Raw genomic sequence first — 17,360 nt, forward strand, 5'->3', positions numbered from 1 at the left:
CGAAAGAAGTCCGGCGGTGTCCTACTCTCCCACAGGGTCCCCCCTGCAGTACCATCGGCGCTGTGAGGCTTAGCTTCCGGGTTCGGAATGTAACCGGGCGTTTCCCTCACGCTATGGCCGCCGAAACACTATTGATGTTTCAGTCTGCACAACGATTATTCGTTATGCGGTTCTCGACCGTACATCGAGAACCACTCAGTGGACGCAAGCACCTAAACGGTGTGTTATCAAGTCATCGGCTTATTAGTACCGGTCAGCTTCACGTGTTACCACGCTTCCACATCCGGCCTATCAACCCAGTAGTCTGGCTGGGAGCCTCTCACCCGAAGGTATGGAAATCTCATCTTGAGGCCGGCTTCCCGCTTAGATGCTTTCAGCGGTTATCCATCCCGAACGTAGCTAACCAGCGGTGCTCTTGGCAGAACAACTGGCACACCAGAGGTTCGTCCAACCCGGTCCTCTCGTACTAGGGTCAGATCCTCTCAAATTTCCTACGCGCGCAGCGGATAGGGACCGAACTGTCTCACGACGTTCTAAACCCAGCTCGCGTACCGCTTTAATGGGCGAACAGCCCAACCCTTGGGACCTACTCCAGCCCCAGGATGCGACGAGCCGACATCGAGGTGCCAAACCATGCCGTCGATATGGACTCTTGGGCAAGATCAGCCTGTTATCCCCGAGGTACCTTTTATCCGTTGAGCGACAGCGCTTCCACAAGCCACTGCCGGATCACTAGTCCCGACTTTCGTCCCTGCTCGACCTGTCAGTCTCACAGTCAAGCTCCCTTGTGCACTTACACTCGCCACCTGATTGCCAACCAGGTTGAGGGAACCTTTGGGCGCCTCCGTTACTTTTTGGGAGGCAACCGCCCCAGTTAAACTACCCACCAGGCACTGTCCCTGAACCGGATTACGGTTCGAAGTTAGATATCCAGAGTGACCAGAGTGGTATTTCAACAATGACTCCACGGTAACTGGCGTCACCGCTTCAAAGTCTCCCACCTATCCTACACAAGCCACACCGAACACCAATACCAAGCTGTAGTAAAGGTCACGGGGTCTTTCCGTCCTGCTGCGCGTAACGAGCATCTTTACTCGTAATGCAATTTCGCCGAGTTCGCGGTTGAGACAGTTGGGAAGTCGTTACGCCATTCGTGCAGGTCGGAACTTACCCGACAAGGAATTTCGCTACCTTAGGATGGTTATAGTTACCACCGCCGTTTACTGGGGCTTAAATTCTCAGCTTCGCCTTGCGGCTAACCGGTCCTCTTAACCTTCCAGCACCGGGCAGGCGTCAGTCCGTATACATCGTCTTGCGACTTGGCACGGACCTGTGTTTTTAGTAAACAGTCGCTACCCACTAGTCTCTGCGGCCTCCACGCCCTTTCGGAGTAAATCCTAATAAGCGGAAGGCCCCCCTTCTCCCGAAGTTACGGGGGCATTTTGCCGAGTTCCTTAACCACGATTCTCTCGATCTCCTTGGTATTCTCTACCTGACCACCTGAGTCGGTTTGGGGTACGGGCAGCTAGAACCTCGCGTCGATGCTTTTCTTGGCAGCATAGGATCACCCACTTTTTATCCGCATCGTGTCTCAGCCTCTGTGAGAGACGGATTTGCCTACCTCTCGGCCTACGCACTTGCCCCGGGACAACCATCGCCCGGGTTGGGCTACCTTCCTGCGTCACACCTGTTAATACGCTAGCCGCACCAGAACGGGGTCGAGCGTTAGACCGGCCGGCTTCACCCCGAAGGGATCCACTCAGCCGGGTTAGGACTCTTAGCACCACTGGATTAGCTTGGGCGGTTCTTCGCCGGTACGGGAATATCAACCCGTTGTCCATCGACTACGCCTGTCGGCCTCGCCTTAGGTCCCGACTTACCCAGGGAAGATTAGCTTGACCCTGGAACCCTTGGTCTTTCGGAGGACGTGTTTCTCACACGTCTTTCGCTACTCATGCCTGCATTCTCACTCGTGTAGCCTCCACGGCTGGTTCACACCGCCGCTTCGCTGGCCACACGACGCTCTCCTACCCATCAACACGGCTGGACCACGAAGGCCTACCAATAATGTCAATGCCACAACTTCGGTGGCGTGCTTGAGCCCCGTTACATTGTCGGCGCGGAATCACTTGACCAGTGAGCTATTACGCACTCTTTCAAGGGTGGCTGCTTCTAAGCCAACCTCCTGGTTGTCACAGCAACTCCACATCCTTTCCCACTTAGCACGCGCTTTGGGACCTTAGTTGGTGGTCTGGGTTGTTTCCCTCTCGACTATGAAGCTTATCCCCCACAGTCTCACTGCTGCGCTCTCACTTACCGGCATTCGGAGTTTGGCTGACGTCAGTAACCTTGTAGGGCCCATCGGCCATCCAGTAGCTCTACCTCCGGCAAGAAACACGCAACGCTGCACCTAAATGCATTTCGGAGAGAACCAGCTATCACGAAGTTTGATTGGCCTTTCACCCCTATCCACAGCTCATCCCCTCAGTTTTCAACCTAAGTGGGTTCGGTCCTCCACGACGTCTTACCGTCGCTTCAACCTGGCCATGGATAGATCACTTCGCTTCGGGTCTAGGACATGCGACTGAATCGCCCTATTCAGACTCGCTTTCGCTACGGCTACCCCACACGGGTTAACCTCGCCACATATCGCTAACTCGCAGGCTCATTCTTCAAAAGGCACGCTGTCACCCCTACTAAGGAGGCTCCAACGGTTTGTAAGCAAACGGTTTCAGGTACTATTTCACTCCCCTCCCGGGGTACTTTTCACCTTTCCCTCACGGTACTTGTCCGCTATCGGTCATCTGGGAGTATTTAGGCTTATCAGGTGGTCCTGACAGATTCACACGGGATTTCTCGGGCCCCGTGCTACTTGGGATACTCTTCGCGTCAAGAGAAGCATTTCGACTACGGGGTTGGCACCCTCTATGACCCGCCTTTCAATGCGGTTCGTCTATACCTTCTTGTAACGCCGACAGTTCGGCAGAACTATCTGAAAAGTCCCACAACCCCGAATACGCAACTCCTGCCGGATATCACACGTACTCGGTTTAGCCTGTTCCGGTTTCGCTCGCCACTACTAACGGAATCGCGGTTGCTTTCTCTTCCTGTGGGTACTGAGATGTTTCACTTCCCCACGTTCCCTCTACCCGCCCTATATATTCAGGCGGGAGTCACTAGGTCGGCACGCCGCCCAGCGGGGTTTCCCCATTCGGACATCCTCGGATCAAAACTTGCTTATCAGTTCCCCGAGGCTTATCGCAGATTGCTACGTCCTTCTTCGGCTCCAGATGCCAAGGCATCCACCGTTTGCTCTTAAAGACTTGAAATCACATGAGTTGAATCGTCAATTGAAATTGACTAATGATCTTTAAGATCATCTATCACGAACCGATCAAAAGATCAGCTCGCAAGATGCTCGCGTCCACTGTGTAGTTCTCAAAGTACGGGCGGTACCCTCTCCCGCACCAGCATCGCCGGCACAAGAAAAGGCCCAGAGGTTCGGACTTCCATCCGGTCCCTCAGGACCCAACAGCGTGCATGCACCAAACCCCTCCGACCCTCCCGTTCCATCCACCGAAGTGAAGTACTAGGAAGAACCCTCAAGCTCTGATGCCTCGTCAAATGTTCCACCCATGAGCTCCGGCCGAGAACATTCGTCTCGAAACCGGCTCTGTCACTCCGAAGAGTGCAGTGCTCCTTAGAAAGGAGGTGATCCAGCCGCACCTTCCGGTACGGCTACCTTGTTACGACTTAGTCCTAATTACCGATCCCACCTTCGACGGCTCCCTCCACAAGGGTTGGGCCACCGGCTTCAGGTGTTACCGACTTTCATGACTTGACGGGCGGTGTGTACAAGACCCGGGAACGTATTCACCGCAGCGTTGCTGATCTGCGATTACTAGCGACTCCGACTTCATGAGGTCGAGTTGCAGACCTCAATCCGAACTGGGACCGGCTTTTTGGGATTCGCTCCACCTCGCGGTATTGCAGCCCTTTGTACCGGCCATTGTAGCATGCGTGAAGCCCAAGACATAAGGGGCATGATGATTTGACGTCATCCCCACCTTCCTCCGAGTTGACCCCGGCAGTATCCCATGAGTTCCCACCATTACGTGCTGGCAACATAGAACGAGGGTTGCGCTCGTTGCGGGACTTAACCCAACATCTCACGACACGAGCTGACGACAACCATGCACCACCTGTTTACGAGTGTCCAAAGAGTTGACCATTTCTGGCCCGTTCTCGTATATGTCAAGCCTTGGTAAGGTTCTTCGCGTTGCATCGAATTAATCCGCATGCTCCGCCGCTTGTGCGGGTCCCCGTCAATTCCTTTGAGTTTTAGCCTTGCGGCCGTACTCCCCAGGCGGGGAACTTAATGCGTTAGCTGCGTCACGGAATCCGTGGAATGGACCCCACAACTAGTTCCCAACGTTTACGGGGTGGACTACCAGGGTATCTAAGCCTGTTTGCTCCCCACCCTTTCGCTCCTCAGCGTCAGTAACGGCCCAGAGATCTGCCTTCGCCATCGGTGTTCCTCCTGATATCTGCGCATTCCACCGCTACACCAGGAATTCCAATCTCCCCTACCGCACTCTAGTCTGCCCGTACCCACTGCAGACCCGAGGTTGAGCCTCGGGATTTCACAGCAGACGCGACAAACCGCCTACGAGCTCTTTACGCCCAATAATTCCGGATAACGCTTGCGCCCTACGTATTACCGCGGCTGCTGGCACGTAGTTAGCCGGCGCTTTTTCTGCAGGTACCGTCACTTTCGCTTCTTCCCTGCTAAAAGAGGTTTACAACCCGAAGGCCGTCATCCCTCACGCGGCGTTGCTGCATCAGGCTTTCGCCCATTGTGCAATATTCCCCACTGCTGCCTCCCGTAGGAGTCTGGGCCGTGTCTCAGTCCCAGTGTGGCCGGTCACCCTCTCAGGCCGGCTACCCGTCGACGCCTTGGTGAGCCATTACCTCACCAACAAGCTGATAGGCCGTGAGCCCATCCCAGACCGAAAAATCTTTCCAACTGCTGACCATGCGATCGCAGCTCATATCCAGTATTAGACGCCGTTTCCAGCGCTTATCCCAGAGTCAGGGGCAGGTTGCTCACGTGTTACTCACCCGTTCGCCACTGATCCACAGAGCAAGCTCTGCTTCACCGTTCGACTTGCATGTGTTAAGCACGCCGCCAGCGTTCATCCTGAGCCAGGATCAAACTCTCCGTAAAAGAAAAATACTGACAACGACCGGAATAGGCCGAAGCAGCGAGTTTGAACTGACCAAAGAGATAAATCATTGCTGACTATCCATCGCCGACACCGAAGTGCCGGACTTTGATCCAAAGGAATCTCACCTCAGCCAAAACTGAGATCGAGGTTATTTGGCATTTGACAAGTGCACGCTGTTGAGTTCTCAAGGATCGGATGCTCCCACACCACCCCGCAGGGCTTCGTAGTGAGGCAACTTCTCTACCTTAGGACGACGCTCTGAAACCGTCAAACCCGACACGCCGGTGATCTCGAGAGATCATGGAGTTCGGATGACGGCGGAGAGCACGTCCCGATGACCCGTCCTAGACCTGAGGTCAGACCCAATCGCTGAGCGACTGTTTCTTCTTGGAGGGGGTGGTCCGCCAGCTTGAGGGGGCGGCGGGCTTTTCAGCCTCTCGCTCTTCCCTGTGGGGCGAACAAGTAATAAGTTACGCGGGGATCGGGGACTCGGCAAATCTGCCTCGCATCCCGGGCGTGTCGAGCCCCCGGATCCCCGTCAGCGCTTGTAATTCGGCGCTTCGACGACGATCTGCACGTCGTGCGGGTGCGACTCTTTGAGGCCCGCCGACGTGATCCGGACGAACTTGCCCCGGGCCTTCAGCTCCTCCACCGTGCGAGCGCCGACGTAGAACATCGACTGCCGCAGCCCGCCGACCAACTGGTAGGCGACGGCGGACACCGGTCCGCGGTAGGCGACCTGTCCCTCGATGCCTTCGGGGATCAACTTGTCGTCGCTCGGGACGTCCGCCTGGAAATAGCGGTCCTTCGAATACGACGTCTTCTTGCCTCGGGTCTGCAGCGCACCGAGCGATCCCATCCCCCGGTAGAGCTTGAACTGCTTGCCGCCCTGGAAGACCACTTCACCCGGCGACTCGTCAGTCCCCGCGAGGAGAGAGCCGAGCATCACGGTGTCGGCGCCAGCGACGAGGGCCTTCGCGATGTCACCGGAGTACTGGAGCCCGCCGTCCGCGATGATCGGGACGCCCGCTTCGCGCGCGGCGAGGGATGCCTCGTAGATCGCGGTGACCTGGGGAACGCCGACACCGGCGACGACGCGGGTGGTGCAGATGGAACCCGGACCGACGCCGACCTTGACGGCATCCACTCCGGCGTCGATGAGAGCCTGCGCGCCTTCGCGAGTGGCGACGTTGCCGCCGATCACGTCGATGTGCGCGAATGATTCGTCCGCCTTGATCCGCTTGACCATGTCGATGACGCCGGCGGACTGACCGTTGGCGGTGTCGACCACGATGACGTCGACACCGGCATCCCGCAACGCCTCGGCGCGTTCCCACGCATCCCCGAAGAAGCCGATCGCCGCACCCACGCGCAGCCGACCATGGTCGTCCTTCGTGGCGAGGGGATACTTCTCGCTCTTGTCGAAGTCCTTGATGGTGATGAGACCCGCGAGCTTGCCGTCGTCATCGATGAGCGGGAGCTTCTCGACCCGGTGGTGCGCGAAGAGTGCGATCACCTCGTTGGCGCCGATGCCCACCCGACCGGTCACGAGACCGTCCACGGTCATGACGTCGCGGACCTTCGTGGTCTGACGCTCGAAGCCGGAGACGAAGCGCATGTCTCGGTTCGTGACGATGCCGACGAGCTTTCCGTCTTCGTCGATGACCGGGAGTCCCGAGATGCGGTACTGGCCGCAGAGGGTGTCGACCTCTTCGATGGTGGCGTCCGGGGTCGTCGTGATCGGGTCCGTGATCATCCCGGATTCGCTGCGCTTGACCTGGTCGACCATCTTCGCCTGGTCGGCGATCGACAGGTTGCGGTGGATGATGCCGATGCCGCCCTCGCGTGCGATCGCGATGGCGAGGCGGGCCTCGGTCACCGTGTCCATCGCTGCGGACAGAAGCGGAGTCGCGACGGTGATGCGCCTCGTGACCCGGGATGACGTGTCGGCCTCGGACGGGATGACGTCCGTGTGGCCGGGCAGCAGCAGGACGTCGTCGTACGTCAGTCCCACGAATCCGAACGGGTCGTTGTGGTCGCTCATGCGCGCTCCTTCTCGGTCTCGAAGATTCTAAGCGTCAGGGGGCTCCCCCGTATTCCTCGCCCGCGCGTCCGAGTTGCGCCACCGAAACACGCAGGCAACAATCAACCAATACGTTCAGGTGTCGCCGAAGCCACCGAACACTGGTACCCCTCGGCGCGTTCGACCACTCAACTCAGGAGGTGCCAGTGGCGATCACCCCGACGACGCGCACTGTCCGTCGCCCGGGGCGGATGACACATCGCGTGTCCGCCCTCGCCGCGTTACTCTTCGCGGCGATCGTGCTCCTCTGCGCGATGCCCTCAGCGGCCTTCGCAGCGGCTCCCGACAACCCGGGAGACGACCAGGAGAAGACTTCGTTCTACTTCGCGGGAGTCATCACCTTCGATGACAAGCCCGTGCCCGATGTGGGCCTCTCCGTCGAGGGCGACGGATTCGACGCATCCACCATCACGACCACCGACGGCCGTTGGCGGCTGTACGTCCCCGAGAAGGCGACCTACACCCTCACCGTCGACGAGTCGACCCTCCCCGAGGGCGTCATCGTCGAGGGCGACTCCGCGTCGCAGGAGGTCGAGTTCGGGCTCACCGGCTCGAAGATCGTCAACCTCTTCCTCGGGGAGGGCCAGCGGCAGACCGTGTCGTTCGTCGATCAACTCGCGTCGCGCCTCTTCAACGGCCTGAACTTCGGTCTGCTCCTCGCCCTCGCAGCCATGGGCGCCGCCCTCATCTACGGGACGACGGGGCTCTCGAACTTCGCCCACGGTGAGCTCGTCACCTGGGGCGCGCTCATCGCGATGATCTTCAGCACGATGTGGCAGCTGCCGCTCTGGCTCGGCATCATCGCGGCGCTCCTGGGAGGTGCGGCGCTGGGGCTCGCCTCGGATGCCGCCATCTGGCGCCCGCTCCGCCGAAGAGGGCTCGGGGTGGTCCAGCTGATGATCGTCAGCATCGGCTTCTCGCTGGCGCTGCGGTACACGTACCAGTTCGTCATCGGCGGGTCGACGTACCAGCTGCCCGGCGCCAGCCCGGCGCCGATCCAGCTCGGGCCCATCTCGGTGTCGTACATCGACCTGATCAGCATGGGCGTCAGCATCCTCGTCATCCTCGCCGTCGCGTACTTCCTGCTCGGAACGCGCATCGGCAAGGCGACGCGAGCGATCTCCGACAACCCGCAGCTCGCCGCCGCCTCCGGCATCAATGTCGACCGCGTCGTGCGGATCGTCTGGATCCTCGCCGGCGTCCTCGCCGCCCTCTCGGGTGTGCTCTGGGCCTACTTCCGCCCGGGCGTCAAGTGGGACATGGGCACGCAGATGCTGCTGCTGATCTTCGCGGCGATCACGCTCGGCGGACTCGGCACTGCGTTCGGCGCCCTCCTCGGATCCCTCATCGTCGGCATCGTCGTCGAGACCTCGACGCTGTGGATCCCCTCAGACCTGAAGTACGCGGGCGCTCTCGTCGTACTCATCCTCATCCTGCTCGTGCGACCACAGGGTCTGCTGGGCCGTAAAGAGAGATTGGGGTAGCCCGTGGACTGGGGTGCCATCTTCGGAAACACGCTCAGCTATCTGCTGAGTCCCATCACCATCGCGTACGCGCTTGCGGCGACCGGCTTGGCCGTGCACTTCGGCTACGCGGGTCTGCTGAACTTCGGCATGGCGGGCTTCATGGCCCTCGGCGGCTACGGTTACGCGATCTCCGTCCTCAGCTTCGGTCTGCCGTGGTGGTTGGGGATGATCATCGGGCTCCTGCTCGCGGCCGTCTTCGCTCTCGTGCTCGGCATCCCGACCCTGCGTCTTCGTGCCGACTACCTCGCGATCGTCACGATCGCGGCGGCGGAGATCGTCCGACTCCTCTTCACCACGCAGGTGTTCGACGAGTACACGAACTCGGCCGACGGTCTCGGCAACTACCACGGCGGATTCCGGGACGCGAACCCGTTCCCCGACGGCACGTACGGCTTCGGACCGTGGACGTTCAACGCGGACGGCCTGTGGGTGCGCGTGTTCGGGCTCCTGATGCTGGCGATCGCGCTGTTCGTGGTCTGGTCCCTGGTGCGCAGCCCCTGGGGTCGCGTCCTGAAGGGCATCCGCGAAGACGAGGACGCGATCCGCGCTCTCGGTAAGAACGTCTTCGCCTACAAGATGCAGGCGCTCGTGGTGGGTGGCATGATCGGCGCCCTCGGCGGCATCGTGTTCGTGCTGCCCTCGGCGGTCGTCCCTTCCAGCTACACGACCTCGCTCACGTTCTTCCTCTGGACGATCCTGCTGCTCGGCGGCGCCGCGACCATCTTCGGTCCGTCGATCGGCGCCGTCCTCTTCTGGATGGTCATGGCGTTGCTCGGCAACATGCTCCCCGAGCTCGCGTCGCAGGGATTCCTGCCGATGACGAGCATCCAGGCCGGTACGCTCCGCTTCATCCTCGTCGGAGTGGCGCTGATGCTGCTGGTCATCTTCCGACCGCAGGGCCTTCTCGGCAACAAGAAGGAGATGACCTTTGTCAAGTGATCTGACCCCCGACAACCCGGCCGCGACGGCGACGCCGACCGGGTCGGTCCGTCGCCCGAAGACCACGGGTCTCGCCAAGGGCGACAACGTCCCGGGCGTTGCCAAGAACGACCCCATCCTCGTCATCGACGACGTCCAGCGCCGCTTCGGCGGACTGACGGCAGTGGATGTCGAGCACCTGGAGATCCCCCGCAACGCGATCACCGCGCTCATCGGGCCGAACGGCGCGGGCAAGACCACGCTGTTCAACCTCCTCTGCGGCTTCGACAAGCCGAACAGCGGGCGCTGGTCGTACGACGGCAAGAACCTCGCCGGCATCCCGGCCTTCAAGGTCGCCCGGATGGGCCAGGTCCGCACCTTCCAGCTCACCAAGGCGCTCGCGCTGCTCACCGTGCTCGAGAACATGAAGCTCGGCGCACCCGGACAGCGCGGCGAGAAGTTCTGGCAGAGTTTCGTGCCGAAGCTGTGGCGGACGCAGGAGAAGCAGATCGAGGAGAAGGCTCGCGGCCTCCTCGCGCGGTTCAAGCTCGACGCCAAGGAGAAGGACTTCGCCGCGAGCCTCTCGGGCGGACAGCGGAAGCTGCTCGAAATGGCGCGCGCGCTCATGAGCGACCCGAACCTCGTCATGCTCGACGAGCCCATGGCCGGTGTGAACCCGGCTCTGACGCAGTCGCTCCTCGACCACATCCTCGACCTGAAGGAGCTCGGCATGACCGTGCTCTTCGTCGAGCACGACATGCACATGGTGCGTCACATCGCCGACTGGGTCGTCGTGATGGCCGAGGGCAAGGTCGTGGCCGAAGGACCGCCCGACACCGTGATGCAGGACAAAGCGGTCATCGACGCCTACCTCGGCAGTCACCAGGATGTCGACCTCGGCGTCGTGACCGGCCGCGTCCCGGGCGAGCTCGACGAGTCCGCTCGCGAGATGCTCGCGGAGATCGAAGAAGAGGAGGCGTCCTCGATCGCGGACGCCGAGAAAGAGGACAAATGACCGAGGCATCCGGAGCGACCTCCCCTCAGGTCGGCGCGGTCGACGACCGCGAGATCGTCGTCGAGGTCCGCGATCTGCTGGCCGGCTATCTGCCGGGCATCAACATCATCAACAACGCGAACCTGATCGCCCGCAAGGGTGAGCTGATCGGCATCATCGGGCCGAACGGTGCCGGGAAGTCGACGCTCCTCAAGTCGATCTTCGGCATGGTCAAGGTGCGCGGCGGCGAGATCAACGTCGACGGCGAGAGCATCGTCGGGCTGAAGTCCGACAGCCTCGTGCGTCGCGGTGTGGCGTTCGTCCCGCAGACCAACAACGTCTTCCCCTCGCTCTCGATCGAGGAGAATCTGCAGATGGGGCTGTACCAGCGCCCCAGCGCCTACAAGGAGCGGCTCGAGTTCGTCACGTCGATCTTCGCTGAGCTGGGCAAACGCCTCAAGCAGCGCGCCGGCTCCCTCTCGGGCGGTGAACGGCAGATGGTCGCCATGTCGCGGGCCCTCATGATGAACCCGTCGGTCCTCCTCCTCGACGAGCCGAGCGCCGGCCTCTCCCCCGTCCGCCAGGACGACGCCTTCATCCGCGTCTCGGACATCAACAAGGCCGGCGTGACCACGATCATGGTCGAGCAGAACGCTCGCCGATGCCTGCAGATCTGCGACCGCGGGTACGTGCTCGACCAGGGTCGCGACGCCTACGAGGGCACGGGTCGCGAGCTCCTGAACGACCCGAAGGTGATCGGCCTCTACCTCGGTACTCTCGGCACCGACTGACCGCCGGACGACGACGCCCCCGCAGCTTCGGCTGACGGGGGCTTCGTCATGCGCGGCATCCGCTACGCGCGCAGAAAGAGACGACCCCCGGGGAGTGATCCCCGGGGGTCGTCCTCAGTGACGCGTATCAGTTGATGCGCGTGTGGGTGTTGTCGGCACCGTACTGGAAGATGCCGATGGTGGCCTCGGTCGGGTCGCCCTTCTCGTCGAAGGTGATCGGACCGGAGTAGCCGTCGTAGTTCGCGACGCCGCCGCCGAGGATGATGTCGGCGCACTCGGCGAACGTCGTGCACGCGGTGCCGTCGCCGCTGCCGCCGGAGACCTCCTGCAGCTTGCCGGCGATCGCCGGGCCGGACGCGTCGTTGGCGGCCAGCGCACCGAGGGCGAGCAGGACTGCCGCGTCGTACGACTCAGCCGCGTAGGACTGGTCCTCGAGTTCGCTGTTGCCTGCAGCGGTCCAGGCGGTGTTCAGTCGCTCGACGAAGTCGTCCTCGAGCACGGGCCCGGGGGTCGTGCCCTGAGCGCCTTCGAGCGAGACGCTGACGTCGTCGCCCCACTGCTTGAGGTTTCCGTCGACCAGGTAGAAGTTCTTCGCGTCCTGACCGGCGTTGACCAGCAGCGGCGCGATCGTGGCGAACTCGTCGAACGTGATCGCGACGATCGCGTCGGGGTTCTCCGCGGCCACCGTGGCGACCTGGGCGTCGAACGAGGTGTCGCCGGTGTTGAACGAGGCCTCGGCGACCACCTCGCCTCCGGTGCCCTCGAACACCTCCTTGACCACGTTGCGCAGGCCCGTGCCGTATGCGTCGTTGATGTAGATGATGCCGACCGTGCTCTTGCCGTCTTCGGCGATCTTGTTCGCGAGGACTTCGCCCTGGAGCAGGTCGCTCGGAGCGGTGCGCCAGTAGAGGTTGTCGTCGTCCCAGTCGGTGAAGTCGGGCGACGTGTTGGCGGGCGAGAAGGTGATGATGCCCTCGGAAACGTTGCTGTCCAGGAAGAGCTTGGTGACGCCGGATGCCGCGGCACCGATCATCGCCGAGACGCCCTCGTTCTGGAGGCGGGGCACGGTGGTCTCGTACGCCTTGTTGTCGGTGTCACCCGAGTCACCGGCGCTGAGGTCGACCGTGATGCCCTTCTTGGCCTCGTTGATCTCGTTGACGGCGAGGAGCACACCGGCCTCTTCGGGCGGGCCGAGGAAGGCGAGGCTTCCGGTCTGGGGCAGAACCGTCCCGAGCTTGAGCGTGAGCTCGTCGCGCTCGACGGCGGGGCCGCTGGAGGCCGAGGACGCCGGTGCGGTCGGGGAACCGGCACAGCCGGCGAGGACGAGGGCGGTCGCGCTGGCGAGGGCGATGCCGCCCATGGCCTTCGCAACGCGCGATCGGGTGAAGACGGACATTGTGCTCCTTGCTGTGGTGACACGGGTCGAATCGGGCCCGGCCCGGTGTGATCAACCTAGCGGTGAGCCCGTCTCCTCAATGTTGCCGTTCGTTAACGATGTGTAACGAGGTGGGCACGCTCCCATAACGGCGGGGAAAGCGGCATCCGGCTCGGTCAGACCGGGTCGGGGACGGCCGTCACCGCGCGGGCACGTTCGCGGCGGGAGGCCAGGAGCGAGTCCACCGCGAACACCGCGATGGCGACCCAGACGAGACCGAATCCGATCCACCGCTCGAACGGCATGGGCTCCTGCAGGATGAGGACGCCCGTGAGGAACTGCATGATCGGCGCGATGAACTGCAGGATGCCGACCACGGTCAGCGACGTGCGCCTGGCACCGGCGGAGAAGAAGAGCAGCGGGATGGCGGTGACGGCGCCGGCGAGCAGGAGCAGGATCATGTGGCCGGAGCCTTCGCGCCCCATCGTGAGCCCCGACGTCACTCCGACCGCGACGAGCTGGATGACGGCGATGGGCACGAGCCAGAAGGATTCGAGTGTGAGGCCGCTGACGGCATCCACCGAGGGTCCGATCCGCTTCTTGACGAGACCGTACGTCGCGAAGCTCGCCGCGAGGGCGAGGGCGATCCACGGCACGTCTCCGACCGCGACGATGATGACGACGACGGCCGCGACGGCGATGCCGACGGCGACCCACTGCGCGGGGCGCAGGCGCTCCTTGAGGACGAGCACACCGAGGAGGACGGTGGCGATCGGGTTGATGAAGTAGCCGAGGCTCGTCTCGACGACATGACCGGTCAGGGTGCCGATGAGGAAGACCTGCCAGTTGACGTAGATGAGGAGGCCTGCGACGAGCGTCCAGAGCATGAGCCGTCGGTCGCGGAGGATGGCGCGCATCCGCCCCCAGCCGCGGGTGACGGCGATCAGCGCGACGCAGAAGACGAGGCTCAGCACGATGCGCCAGCCGACGACCTCCCACGGCGTCGTGGGGGTGAGGCTGACGAAGTAGAGCGGGAGGAAGCCCCAGAGGACGTAGGCCGAGAAGACGAAGACACCGCCGAGGGACTTCTCGCGGGCGGCATCCTCAGGTGTCATGAGTACGAGCCTACGACGGTCATGACACCACCGTCAGCACCGGGACTGCCGACGTTCGCGCGGATCCTGCCAGGGAAAGACGCAGGGCCCGGATGCCGAAGCATCCGGGCCCTGCGAAAGGTGCTGCGTGTCAGCGGACGACGACCGCGAGGACGTCGCGAGCCGAGAGCACGAGGAACTCGTCGGCGCCGAACTTGACCTCGGTGCCGCCGTACTTGCTGTACAGAACGCGGTCGCCGACGGCGACGTCGAGCGGAACGCGGTTGCCGTTGTCGTCGATGCGGCCGGGGCCCACGGCCACGACCTCGCCCTCCTGGGGCTTCTCCTTGGCGGTGTCAGGGATGACCAGGCCACTTGCGGTGGTCTGCTCGGCCTCGACCTGCTTGATGACGATGCGGTCTTCGAGCGGCTTGATGGAAACCGACACGTTCTACCTCTTTCTTGCTGGTGGGGTCCTGCTTCAAGACTCATCAGCACTCGCTTACCGAGAGTGCTAACGAAAGTCTAGGGCGCGGCTGGCACTCATGCAACGCGAGTGCCAGCAGTGATCCGGATGCCGGTGCGCCTAGGCTGGCCGGATGGAACAGGCCGAGCTGACCGCCCTGCTGACACCACAGGGATTGCGCATGGTCGACGAGGTCGGACCCCTGGCATCCACCACCGAGGTCGCCGCCGCCGTCTCGCGTCTGCGCGCCGCGGGCCACTCCCCCGACCTGGTGTCCGCCGTCGTCGGACAGGCCCACCTGCGGGTGCGGGCCGCCGCGAAGTTCGGCCCGTTCGCGGACCGTATGCTCTTCACCCGAGCGGGACTCGAGCAGGCCACCCGCCTCGAGGTGGCCGCGCGTCACGCGGGGCGATTCCGGGATGCCGGGGTGCAGCGCGTCGCGGACCTCGGCTGCGGCATCGGGGGCGATGCCCTCGGCCTGGCGGGCCTGGGGCTCGACGTCCTGGCCGTCGACGCGGACGAGACCACCGCAGCCCTGGCGGCCTACAACCTCGCACCGTTCGGCGAGGCGGTCACCGTCCGGAGCGGCCTCGCCGAGGAGACCGACCTCGACGGCTGGGACGCCGTCTGGCTCGACCCGGCCCGCCGCACCGCGGGTCACTCCGAGACCTCGCGCACCCGACCGGAGGACTGGTCGCCGTCGCTGGAATGGGCTTTCGCCCTGGCGGAGCGGATGCCGGTGGGCATCAAGCTCGGTCCGGGACTCGACCGCGACCTCATCCCCGAGGGGGTCGAGGCGCAGTGGATCAGCGTCGACGGCTCGACCGTCGAGCTCGTGCTCTGGTCGGGCTCGCTGCGACGCGAGGGGGTGCGGCGCTCAGCCCTCGTCATCCGCAGCGGTTCGGCAGCGGAGCTCACCGCCCCGGCCGACTCCCCCGATGAGCCGGTCCGCGAGCTCGGCGCGTTCCTCCACGAGCCGGAGGGCGCGGTCATCCGCGCGCGCCTGATCGGCGAGGTGGCGCGGGACCTGCAGGCGGGGATGGTCGCCGACGGCATCGCCTACCTGACGTCGGATGCCGCGTTGACGAATCCGTTCGTGCAATCGTTCCGGGTGCGCGAGGTCCTGCCGGTGAAGGTGCCGGCGATCAACGCCGCCCTGCAGGCGAACGGAATCGGCACCGTCGAGATCAAGAAGCGCGGCGTGGATGTCGATCCGGCGCAGTTCCGCCGCAAGCTCACGCTGCGCGGAGACGCGTCGGCGACGCTCATCCTCACGCGACTCGGCGAGGGGCCGAAGGCGAAGCGGGTCGCGGTTCTGGCCGACCGGGTCTGACTCAGCCGAAGAGCGCGCCCTGGGTCGCTGCCCACCACAGCCAGCCGAGGCTGTACAGCAGCGAGGCGACGCTGAGTCCCAGGCCCCAGAGTGCTGTCTCGCGCTTCTCCCACGGGCGGCGGAGCGCCAGGACGGCGAGGACGACGCCGATCACCCCGATCGGGAAGCCCCAGCCGACGAAGCACGCGAGGATCAGTCCGAGCCCGCCGAACAGCACCGACCAGCCGGCGCTCCGCGGCAGCACCGGCGTCGGCGGGATCCACCGGACGTCGGGCGAGGAATCCTCCGTGGGATCCGGGTGCACCGCGAGCGGCGGCGCGACGGGAAGCGGCTGCGTCAGCTCGCGCCGGAAGCCCCCGCGATGAGCGCCGGGGAGGGCGGAGTCCGTCGGCGCGGGCGCGACGTCTTCCGACGCCGGCTCGACGATGGGGTCCTGACACGAGGAGGCGGGTCCTCGTGGCGGGTCGGCGGGGCGCGGCATCCGCTCGTCGGTCATGACGACGCCGCTACCTGGATCGTGGTGACCGGCAGGGTGGAGTCGGCACCGAAGGCGAGCGTCGAGGCGGGGCGGCCGCTCATGATGAGCTCCGACGCGAGCGCGGCGATCATGGCGCCGTTGTCGGTGCAGAGCGAGAGCGGCGGGATTCGGACGGAGACCCCGGCCGCCTCGGCGCGCTCGAGGGCGACGTCGCGCAGGCGCTTGTTCGCGATGACGCCGCCACCCAGCAGCAGGCGCGGCACTCCGTGGCGCGCGCAGGCGTCGAGGGCTTTGGTGACGAGGACGTCGACGACCGCTTCGCGGAAGGATGCCGCGACGTCGGGCACCGACACCGGTTCCCCCGTCGCCTCGTGCTGCTCGACCCACCGCGCGACGGCGGTCTTGAGTCCCGAGAACGAGAAGTCGTACCGATGCTCGGCCATGTCGGACGCGCGGGACATTCCGCGCGGGAACCGGATGGCGTTCGGATCTCCGGACGCTGCTGCGCGGTCGATCTCGGGTCCACCGGGATACGGCAGGCCAAGGATGCGGGCGATCTTGTCGAAGGCCTCGCCGGCGGCGTCGTCCATCGTCTCGCCGAGGAGCTCGACGTCCGAGACGAGGTCGCGGACGAGCAGGAGCGACGTGTGCCCACCGCTGACGAGCAGGGCGACGGTGGGGTACTCGACCTCGTCGCCGGTGAGGATGTCGGCGGCGATGTGGCCGACGAGGTGGTTCACGGCGTAGAGCGGCTTGCCGAGGCTGACGGCGAGCGCCTTCGCGGCGCCGACGCCGACCATGAGGGCGCCGGCGAGGCCGGGGCCGCTCGTGACGGCGACCGCGTCGATCTCGGCGAGGGTGACCTGCGCCTCGGCGAGCGCCGCCTCGATGGCGGGCTGCAGCGCCTCGAGGTGCGCGCGGGCGGCGACCTCGGGCACGACGCCGCCGTAGCGGGCGTGCTCGTCCATCGAGCTCGCGATCGTGTTCGACAGCAGGGTGCGGCCGCGGACGATGCCGATGCCGGTCTCGTCGCAGCTCGTCTCGATACCCAGCACGAGGGGTTCGCGCGTCATG

11 protein-coding genes and 3 rRNA genes are annotated in these 17,360 nt (G+C 63.8%); 5 read left to right on the forward strand and 9 right to left on the reverse strand.

Annotated elements, in window-relative coordinates; translation table 11 throughout:
• Positions 1 to 8 precede the first annotated feature (8 nt).
• From rrf to guaB, 4 genes are all read right to left on the reverse strand, one after another.
• Positions 9 to 125 (reverse strand): 5S ribosomal RNA (gene rrf / locus ABCU91_RS00005).
• A gap of 98 nt (positions 126 to 223) precedes the next feature.
• Positions 224 to 3,329: ribosomal RNA gene (locus ABCU91_RS00010) — 23S ribosomal RNA — on the reverse strand.
• 375 nt (positions 3,330 to 3,704) lie between these two features.
• A 16S ribosomal RNA gene (locus ABCU91_RS00015) occupies positions 3,705 to 5,227 on the reverse strand.
• The 16S, 23S and 5S rRNA genes sit together here, the layout of an rRNA operon.
• Before the next feature lie 539 nt (positions 5,228 to 5,766).
• Positions 5,767 to 7,272 (reverse strand): IMP dehydrogenase, encoded by a 1,506-nt coding sequence (gene guaB / locus ABCU91_RS00020; protein WP_406924694.1) that lies wholly within the window; start codon positions 7,270 to 7,272, stop codon positions 5,767 to 5,769.
• 230 nt (positions 7,273 to 7,502) lie between these two features.
• On the opposite strand from guaB, the gene ABCU91_RS00025 reads away from it, so the two are divergent.
• From ABCU91_RS00025 to ABCU91_RS00040, 4 genes are read left to right on the forward strand one after another with little or no spacing between them, the layout of a single operon-like run.
• Positions 7,503 to 8,795 (forward strand): branched-chain amino acid ABC transporter permease, encoded by a 1,293-nt coding sequence (locus ABCU91_RS00025; protein ID WP_413355354.1) that lies wholly within the window; start codon positions 7,503 to 7,505, stop codon positions 8,793 to 8,795.
• Positions 8,796 to 8,798: 3 nt separating this feature from the next.
• Complete coding sequence (locus ABCU91_RS00030; protein WP_406924693.1) at positions 8,799 to 9,776, forward strand: branched-chain amino acid ABC transporter permease; 978 nt, start codon at positions 8,799 to 8,801, stop codon at positions 9,774 to 9,776.
• Entirely contained in the window at positions 9,766 to 10,770 is a 1,005-nt protein-coding gene (locus ABCU91_RS00035) for an ABC transporter ATP-binding protein (protein WP_406924692.1), read from the forward strand. Before ABCU91_RS00030 ends, ABCU91_RS00035 begins: the two co-directional genes overlap by 11 nt.
• The gene (locus ABCU91_RS00040) at positions 10,767 to 11,540 is read left to right on the forward strand and encodes an ABC transporter ATP-binding protein (RefSeq protein WP_413354289.1); all 774 of its coding nucleotides are present in this window, start codon (positions 10,767 to 10,769) and stop codon (positions 11,538 to 11,540) included. The genes ABCU91_RS00035 and ABCU91_RS00040 overlap by 4 nt, the downstream gene beginning before the upstream one ends.
• Before the next feature lie 127 nt (positions 11,541 to 11,667).
• Here the strand turns inward: ABCU91_RS00040 and ABCU91_RS00045 are convergent, their stop codons facing one another.
• The 3 genes from ABCU91_RS00045 to groES all read right to left on the reverse strand — a co-directional run bounded on the left by ABCU91_RS00045 (position 11,668) and on the right by groES (position 14,457).
• Positions 11,668 to 12,936 (reverse strand): ABC transporter substrate-binding protein, encoded by a 1,269-nt coding sequence (locus tag ABCU91_RS00045; protein ID WP_406924690.1) that lies wholly within the window; start codon positions 12,934 to 12,936, stop codon positions 11,668 to 11,670.
• A 155-nt stretch (positions 12,937 to 13,091) separates the two neighbouring features.
• Positions 13,092 to 14,030: an EamA family transporter RarD gene (gene rarD, locus ABCU91_RS00050; RefSeq protein ID WP_413354291.1), complete on the reverse strand. Its 939-nt coding sequence runs from the start codon at positions 14,028 to 14,030 to the stop codon at positions 13,092 to 13,094.
• A 130-nt stretch (positions 14,031 to 14,160) separates the two neighbouring features.
• A complete protein-coding gene (gene groES / locus ABCU91_RS00055) occupies positions 14,161 to 14,457 on the reverse strand; it encodes a co-chaperone GroES (protein WP_017203655.1) in 297 nt (98 codons plus the stop codon).
• A gap of 151 nt (positions 14,458 to 14,608) precedes the next feature.
• On the opposite strand from groES, the gene ABCU91_RS00060 reads away from it, so the two are divergent.
• A complete protein-coding gene (locus ABCU91_RS00060; protein ID WP_413354292.1) occupies positions 14,609 to 15,808 on the forward strand; it encodes a THUMP-like domain-containing protein in 1,200 nt (399 codons plus the stop codon).
• Position 15,809: 1 nt separating this feature from the next.
• Here ABCU91_RS00060 and ABCU91_RS00065 read toward each other — a convergent pair whose 3' ends face one another.
• Complete coding sequence (locus ABCU91_RS00065; protein WP_413354293.1) at positions 15,810 to 16,304, reverse strand: hypothetical protein; 495 nt, start codon at positions 16,302 to 16,304, stop codon at positions 15,810 to 15,812.
• A complete protein-coding gene (tsaD, locus tag ABCU91_RS00070; RefSeq protein ID WP_413354294.1) occupies positions 16,301 to 17,359 on the reverse strand; it encodes a tRNA (adenosine(37)-N6)-threonylcarbamoyltransferase complex transferase subunit TsaD in 1,059 nt (352 codons plus the stop codon). Before tsaD ends, ABCU91_RS00065 begins: the two co-directional genes overlap by 4 nt.
• Position 17,360: the final 1 nt, after the last annotated feature.

It is taken from the genome of Microbacterium phoenicis (assembly GCF_047302325.1).
Taxonomy (GTDB): Bacteria; Actinomycetota; Actinomycetes; order Actinomycetales; family Microbacteriaceae; genus Microbacterium.